The 7,214-nt window shown below is 42.6% G+C and carries 7 protein-coding genes; 1 reads left to right on the forward strand and 6 read right to left on the reverse strand.

The genetic code is table 11. The features are described 5' to 3' along the window. Positions 1-167: 167 nt before the first annotated feature. The 5 genes from ACLFKQ_RS18045 to ACLFKQ_RS18065 all read right to left on the reverse strand — a co-directional run bounded on the left by ACLFKQ_RS18045 (position 168) and on the right by ACLFKQ_RS18065 (position 5,957). Positions 168-1,526, reverse strand: a complete 1,359-nt coding sequence (locus ACLFKQ_RS18045) for a di-heme oxidoreductase family protein (RefSeq protein WP_449001162.1) — start codon at positions 1,524-1,526, stop codon at positions 168-170. 94 nt (positions 1,527-1,620) lie between these two features. Continuing rightward, positions 1,621-2,790, reverse strand: coding sequence for an imelysin family protein (locus ACLFKQ_RS18050; protein ID WP_449001163.1), 1,170 nt, complete (start codon positions 2,788-2,790; stop codon positions 1,621-1,623). A gap of 130 nt (positions 2,791-2,920) precedes the next feature. Beyond that, positions 2,921-3,589 carry a Fe2+-dependent dioxygenase gene (locus ACLFKQ_RS18055; RefSeq protein WP_449001164.1) on the reverse strand — a complete coding sequence of 223 codons (669 nt, stop codon included), beginning with the start codon at positions 3,587-3,589 and terminating at the stop codon, positions 2,921-2,923. A gap of 23 nt (positions 3,590-3,612) precedes the next feature. Further along, on the reverse strand, positions 3,613-4,077 hold the full coding sequence (locus ACLFKQ_RS18060; protein WP_449001165.1) for a hypothetical protein: 465 nt from the start codon (positions 4,075-4,077) through the stop codon (positions 3,613-3,615). 302 nt (positions 4,078-4,379) lie between these two features. After that, complete coding sequence (locus tag ACLFKQ_RS18065) at positions 4,380-5,957, reverse strand: cation:proton antiporter domain-containing protein (RefSeq protein WP_449001166.1); 1,578 nt, start codon at positions 5,955-5,957, stop codon at positions 4,380-4,382. Between the two features lie 142 nt (positions 5,958-6,099). Between ACLFKQ_RS18065 and ACLFKQ_RS18070 the strand changes: the two genes are divergently transcribed. Beyond that, the gene (locus ACLFKQ_RS18070) at positions 6,100-6,621 is read left to right on the forward strand and encodes a transcriptional repressor (protein ID WP_449001167.1); all 522 of its coding nucleotides are present in this window, start codon (positions 6,100-6,102) and stop codon (positions 6,619-6,621) included. A gap of 4 nt (positions 6,622-6,625) precedes the next feature. On the opposite strand, the gene ACLFKQ_RS18075 is transcribed toward ACLFKQ_RS18070, so the two are convergent. After that, complete coding sequence (locus ACLFKQ_RS18075) at positions 6,626-7,066, reverse strand: SufE family protein (protein WP_449001168.1); 441 nt, start codon at positions 7,064-7,066, stop codon at positions 6,626-6,628. Positions 7,067-7,214 lie beyond the last annotated feature (148 nt).

The raw sequence follows: 7,214 nt of genomic DNA on the forward strand, positions 1-7,214 counted from the left end.
CTGTTTGAAGATTAGATTGATTTGCAGCAGATATTACCGTAATTTCGCTCTCCAAAAAATCCTCATCCCAGGGTAGGGGAATAGAAAATAATCCCAGAAATAGGCTGACGATTATACCCGAAATAATTCAAAATCTCGAGGGATTGCTCGTAATATCCAGTCCCCATCTATAAAGAACGCAAAAACCAAACTAACGCTTGGCGATCACTTTGGCTCATATTACGAAAAGCTTCGCGAGAGGCTTCTGCTTCGCCGCCATGCCACAAAATCGCTTCTTCCAAAGTGCGAGCGCGACCATCGTGGAGGAAACTGGAATAGGGTAGTATTGTCTGAGTCAAGCCAATACCCCACAGTGGCGGCGTACGCCATTCCGTCCCAGTAGCTAAAAAGTCTGGTCGATTATCGGCTAATTCTGCCCCCATATCGTGTAAGAGTAGATCGGTATAAGGATGAATAGTTTGGTTGGATAATTCTGCTACTACTGGATGATGTCCGGTTTGCAGAGTAGAAATATGGCAGGCGGCACATTGAGCATCTCGAAACAACCGTTCGCCACGTCTCACTTCAGGTTTGTCTAGTAAAGTTCGACTAGGTACGGCTAAGGTTTGAGCGTAAAAAGTAGCATCTTCTAACGTCTTGTCATCGATATCCATCGAACCATCGTCATTAGGAAACAAGGGATTAGTTACCCCCATATCATTGACGTAAGCCGAGGCGGTCTGCTGTTTTAAAGTAGGATTGCTAGCTTTCCAGCCAAATTTACCGATAGTTGTCGATCGCATCTCGACATTCCAAACCCGATTGAGACGACCGGAAATACCATCTCGATCACGATCGTGAGGATCGGCTAGTCGGGCGATCTCTACTTCTGTTACTGCCTCCATTAAACCCATCCCGTGTAAGGGAGGGGGAAGACGCAGCGAAGTTAGCACTTCTTTGGGCAGGGAATTACCATCAGGTAGAGTAATTTTAGGTACGGGTGATCGCAATTTATACTCAGTTCCATCGCCGTAATGCCTCGTTATTTCTTGCCAGTTAAATTCAACTTTTGCTTCTGGAATACGCCCATAAACGGCATAGTCTTGAATTTGCGTACCCAAACCAGGAACAGCAGGGGCATTATCCGCTTTAGCACTGCTTTCTAAGTTATACTGCTGCGGATCGACAGTGGAATCTAGATTCCAATCTCTCGTATCGCTTACCCTGACTAACATTTGTCCTGCTTCTGGCAAACCGCGACCGTTGCGAATATGACAACCGACACAAGAAGTATTATTAAACAAAGGCCCCAAACCAGGATTGATTTTAGCTGGAGCAGTTACGAACACAGCTTCAAAAGCCACATCTCCTTTTCGATGTCGTTCGAGATCTGCTGCCGACAAACCAGCCGATGGCTGTTCGTAAGCACTAGAAGTACGATTGAACACTGTAGTTTCGCCGCCAGCTAGAGGTTTGGCGTATAGGGGAGCTAAATCGATAAACTGCACGGTGAGAATACTAATACTTGCCGACACTAGAAACCACATAGAAAATATTAGTGGTCGATAGCGCGAGCGCCTGAAAATTGTCATTCTTAATTGCTCGAAGTACTGGTTGAGTAGAAGTTAATTACCCAAAAAATTAACCTCTAACTATCGGTAACACCTGCTCTTCCATAGTTGAAAATAAGGTTAAAATTTCTGCTTGTGCTGCTTTCATTTTGGCTGCTGTTTCGGCATCAGTAAAATTAGTCTCTACTGGTTCGGGAATTGCCTCTAGTGCTGACATTGCTGCTTCTAACTCTTGTTTGACTCGTGAGTCTAGTTGGGGATTGTTAGCTGCAACTAAATCACTAAGGCTGCTCTGAACCGCACTGGTTGCAGAAATTCGTCCTAAATAAGCATTTTTGACACTATGCAGATTGTTTTTAAAATCACTGAGAGAACTATGACTAAAACGACTTTCAAATCCTTCGGTCGATCCCGTTTCTAGCGGTTCGCCAATTTTCACATTAGCTACTTCATCCAAACAGCCGATAATTCCCTGAACGATTTCCTCGACGGCGGCATTAACGGTAGGATAGGCGGGATTGCTGCTGTCCCCTGCCGTAGCCAAAACTTCTCGGTAAGGAGGATAACCCGCTACACCTTCGCTCCAGCTAGTAGCTAATTCTACTGCCGACTGGTGAAAAGCAGCAGTCAATACTTCCAGTAATTCTAGTTCTCTATCTGTAAAATCGGCGACAACTTTATCGTTATCCGTGCCGAACAGCAGCAATTCTATAGTGTGAAAACCCTTTTGAGTAGTTTGCAGATTTTCTACATAATCTAGAGTTAGAGATTCGTCACTGTTGAGAACGGCAGCTACATCGGTTTGATTGACAGGCCAATCATCCAAGTCTCCATCATATCCCAGAGAATCGGCAGGACCAAAAGCAAAAGCTTCGCTTTGTTCCCAGGGATGACGACTTTTGAGCCAAGTTTCTCTGGCTTGCTCTAAGTTCCGATCTGTGGGATTGTTGGTAAAAGTCTCTACTGCTTGCTCTAGTTCGCTAGATTTTCTAACTAATTGTTGGTATGTAGGAATGACGACTGCATCTGCAAAGCCTAGAGCTATTGCTTCTAGATTAGTGGCTTTTGCTTCTACTTTAGTAGTCGAACTATTGGCATTTTTGGCATTTATTGTCGGTGTGGCTGAGGAATTATTAGTAAAGATGCTACCAATAGCGAGCGCTATAGTTGCGATCGCGGCAGTGAATAAGCTCCGTTCGATTGTTCTCGTCCTTTTTTGCTGGCGATTTTTTGATAACATTGTCCTAGTTTTGTTTGAATAAACTGGAAGCATAGGAATATCAGTCCTATACTTCCTTTCTTATCTGAGGTAATTGTCTACGACTATCGATAAACTAAATAATCAATCGACAGAAATTGTAAATTGTCTCTCAAACATCAGCCCATTTACGAAGCAAGTTAGCGATACTTTTAGAAATTAAGTCAAACTCTGCGTTTTTGCCTGTTTTAGCAAATATGCTACGACGAGCGGTTTCCAAGTCGAACAAAATTTCCCGATCGCCCGCATCGCGGATTAGGCTGTGCACCCACCCTACTACAACCAACCTAGTTCCCTCGGTAACGGGATTGACTCGATGTAAGGTAGTAGACGGGTAGATAATTACTGAATTAGCATCTAGTTTATAGCTGCGATCTTCTTGCGCTCCTTCAATGACTAATTCTCCCCCTTGATAGTCGGAAACCGCACTGAGAAACAAAGTAAAAGACAAGTCCGATCGCCAAATAGCTTTATTTCCCATTAGAGCATTATCTACATGGCGATCGTAAGACATTCCCGAATCGTAGCGGCTGAACAATAACGAATGAATCTTTTTCGGGCGAATGGCTGTTTGAAACAAAGCATTCCGCTTCAAAGCAAGTTCTATCTTACCTTTAAGCTCTTGGCTTTGACTCCCTTTTTTTAGTTGCTGATTGTGTTTGACTAATTTAGCGTGCCAACCTGCAGTCAATTTACCGTCTACGAACTCGGCTCGCTTTAGGAAAGTTGTAATCTCAGTGAATTCCTCTGTTGTCAAAATATTCGGAATTGAAAAAATCATTCGCGCTACACTTCTATTTAAGACTAGGGAGAGGTAGTTCCTTCGCCACCTTCACCACCTTCGCCGCCTTGTGGCAGGTCAACCCCTTCACCACCTTCGCCGCCTTGTGGCAGGTCAACCCCTTCGCCACCTTCGCCGCCTTGTGGCAGGTCAACCCCTTCGCCACCTTCGCCACCTTGACTGCTCTCTTCTTCAGGAGTGACGGTAGTTTCTCCGCTAGGATCGTAAGTTCTGGTGGTGCCACCTTCACCGCCTTCACCACCTTCACCGCCTTCACCACCTTCACCGCCTTCACCACCTTCACCGCCTTCGCCGCCTTCACCGCCTAGGACTTGAGCCATAAGCTCACTACTCTCAACTAATAATTCCGATACGGTATCCGAGCTGTCTGTTGTTGATTCAGTAGTTAATTCTGCAGCATAACTGATGCCTTGCGTTCCTACTGCAGTAGCTGTACTAATAGATAGAAATAATTCGATTGCTTTCATGTCGCCTTTAATAAACTTGATAATTATATCGATAAGTTTGTAGATTACTATTCTTGATAATCAATGTCAACATACTAAAATGAGTTTATTCTCATAACTGCCTTTAACCTCTATCAAGTAAAAATAGAGAAGAGAAGCAAAAATCAGTAAGGATAGTTGAATAAAGTTATCCAACTCTGTTCTTTGGAACGAATATTTTGAAAACCATACAAAGTGCTTAATGATGATTCGGACGGCAAGTCTATTTAAATTTATAAGTCTTGCTAGTTTATTTACTTGCTAGTTTATTTAATAGTAAAAATTTAAACTAATGTAATCGGAATCGAGCAGGAGCGGAGCAGATGTTTAGTTTCATTACTGTCTGCTGATGAATTTATTGTTTCAGCTTTAAATTTGCCGAGTAAAATATTTGTGACTAGATATCGTTCGGCTATTTGTAAGATCGCTTCGTTACTCAGATCTGAAATAGTAATCAATTGATAGCGAACATCTAATAATAAATTAGCAGTAAGTTTTTTGATGCCCGCTAAATCGCTAGTTACAGGAGCGGCAATTAAAACCACGATTTCGCCGTTACTACGTCTGGCAAGGTCGGCAGCAGCAGTGAGAACTTTTACCATAGAATCAGAGCAATCTACTACCGCTAACAAAGTCGTCCGCGAAACTGCATTTACTTTAGTCGGATCGATAGGATCTTGGCTCAATAGCTTGGGAGCGAAAGTAGGAATAGCCCAAGCACCGAGGGGAGCAGTAATTAAAATTGCTAAAGCAGCGATCGCCAAAATAATTTCTCCGTCCGCTATTCCTTGAGTGAGCGGAATTGCGCCAATTGCAGCCTGTACGGTTGCTTTAGCTGAGTTTCCTGGTAGTAAAAACAATATTTCTCGCCAATTCCAATTGCTACCCACAGTCGATAGATACCAGCCAATAGTGCGACCGCATAACAAGCCAACGATTAATAATAATATTCCCTTAAATAAAACATCTTCTAAAACTTCTAGTTGAATACTCGCTCCCAATAAAACAAACAAAATAATTTCGGCAGCTACCCAAAGATGATTGAATTCAGTTCTCAATTGTCTGGCTAAAGGCGGATCGAATTCGATAATAAAAAAACCCATAGCCATCACTGCTAGGTAACCAGAAAAATAAGGTAACTTTTGGGCTAGAACGATGACCAGTAAAGCTGAGGTAGCGGTAACTATGGTAGTTTGAACCGAATTCTGCGTCCATTTTTGCTTTACCGTTATCCAAATAACCGCCATCGCGAGCGCCCATCCCACAGCTATGCCTAAAGCGATCTGCATGGCAACCTGGAAAGGTAATAACCAAATGCTACTACTATTTACCTTGGCTTGGGTCAGAAAGTTCAGTTGTAAGCTAAACAACAACAAAACCAAAACATCAGATAGAGCACTGCCAGTTAAAATTACATCGGGAATGCCCTTAGCCACACCCCAGCCCAAGCTTTTAAGGCGCAGCATCCCCGGAACGATAACTGCGGGAGACTCAGCACTAACCACAACCCCTAAAAGTAATCCTGTCATCAGATCGAGAGCAAATAAAAATTTGGCAGCAATGGCGATGACAATTGCTTCGGTTAGTGCGGGAAGGAAACCCAAACGAATCGCTACCGTACCCTGTTTGACTAGTTTTTCTCGATCTAAACCCAGTCCCGCTCGCATCAAAATCACCATCACCGCCAGCGATCGCCAACTATCTGCAGTATTCAAGACTACTGGAGCGATAAAATTACCAAGGTCAGGACCGATAATAATTCCCGTTAAAATTGCTCCAATTAGGGGCGGTGCACCCAGCTTAAGCATTAGTTGACCGCTAAGTAAACCAAGCAGAAGAATTAGAGCGATACTGAGTAACATAATAAATAGATGACGGCAATCGATCGCTTATTATTAGGGATCTGATGTTTCCCAATAGTATCGATCGATAAAGTTTATTGCCAAGAATCGACAAAACCACCTAATATTGTCAATAGAGAGAATTAGTTGAGAGTAAATTAATATGGCTCACTATACAGCCTCCTCACTTAAGTCGGAACTAAACTCTAGGGGGTGGCGCATGACTCCCCAGAGAGAAACAATTCTGCACGTATTTCAGAATTTACCCAAAGGCGATCACTTAAGTGCAGAGGAATTATATAACTTACTAGAAAAACGAGGCGAGGCGATTAGTCTATCTACCATCTATCGCAGCGTTAAATTGATGACGCGCATGGGAATCCTCAGAGAACTAGAATTAGCTGAAGGACACAAACATTACGAACTAAATCAGCCATATCCTCACCACCATCATCACGTAGTCTGTATTCAGTGCAATAAAACCATTGAATTTCGAGACGATTCGATTTTAAAACACAGTCTCAAACAGTGTAAAAAAGAAGGATTCGAGCTGATCGATTGTCAATTAACAGTAATGACTATTTGTCCCGAAGCCATTAGAAAAGGATGGCCTTCGGCATTACCCAGTGACTGGGCTTGCACTAGAGTAATCTCGGAAAGCGAGTCATCATCGGATGCCAAATAAAGCTTTAGGCAGAGGTTTCTAATTTAAACTCTAAAGCTTTTTTCTGCATCATTTGAAAAATATTATAAAAACCATTAGCGCGAGAGGGCGTTAGGCTAACTTTAAGTCCAGTTTCCTCGATAAAATCGGGCTGAATTTTAATTATGGTTTCTGGTGGCAAGTCACTCAAACCTTCAATCAATAAGGCAACCAATCCTTTAACTAACTGAGCATCAGAGTCCCCTTGATATTCAACTTTGCCATCTTTAAGGCTGGCTGTAATATAAACTTGAGAAACACAGCCTTTGACTTTATTTTCCATCGTTTTATCCTCCTCTGGCATTGGAGGAAGTTTTTTTGCATACCAAAGTAGCTGCTCGTATTTTTGTTTCGGATTCGAGCGACGTTTAAAGCGATCGACTATTCGTTCTAGTTTGGGCGATAAAGATACTGAGTCTGATGGCATAAGCTATAAATAATTGATTGCAAAAAAAATTAATCTCTAGTTACACTCTATCAAACCTCAGTCACAGATTACTCGGTCGCTCTCGGATGTGGAGGGTAGTCCTGTAGAAGTAACGATCTAAAATAAACGTCGAGCTTAAATAACTCGA

The sequence above is a fragment of the Myxosarcina sp. GI1(2024) genome, assembly GCF_053543375.1.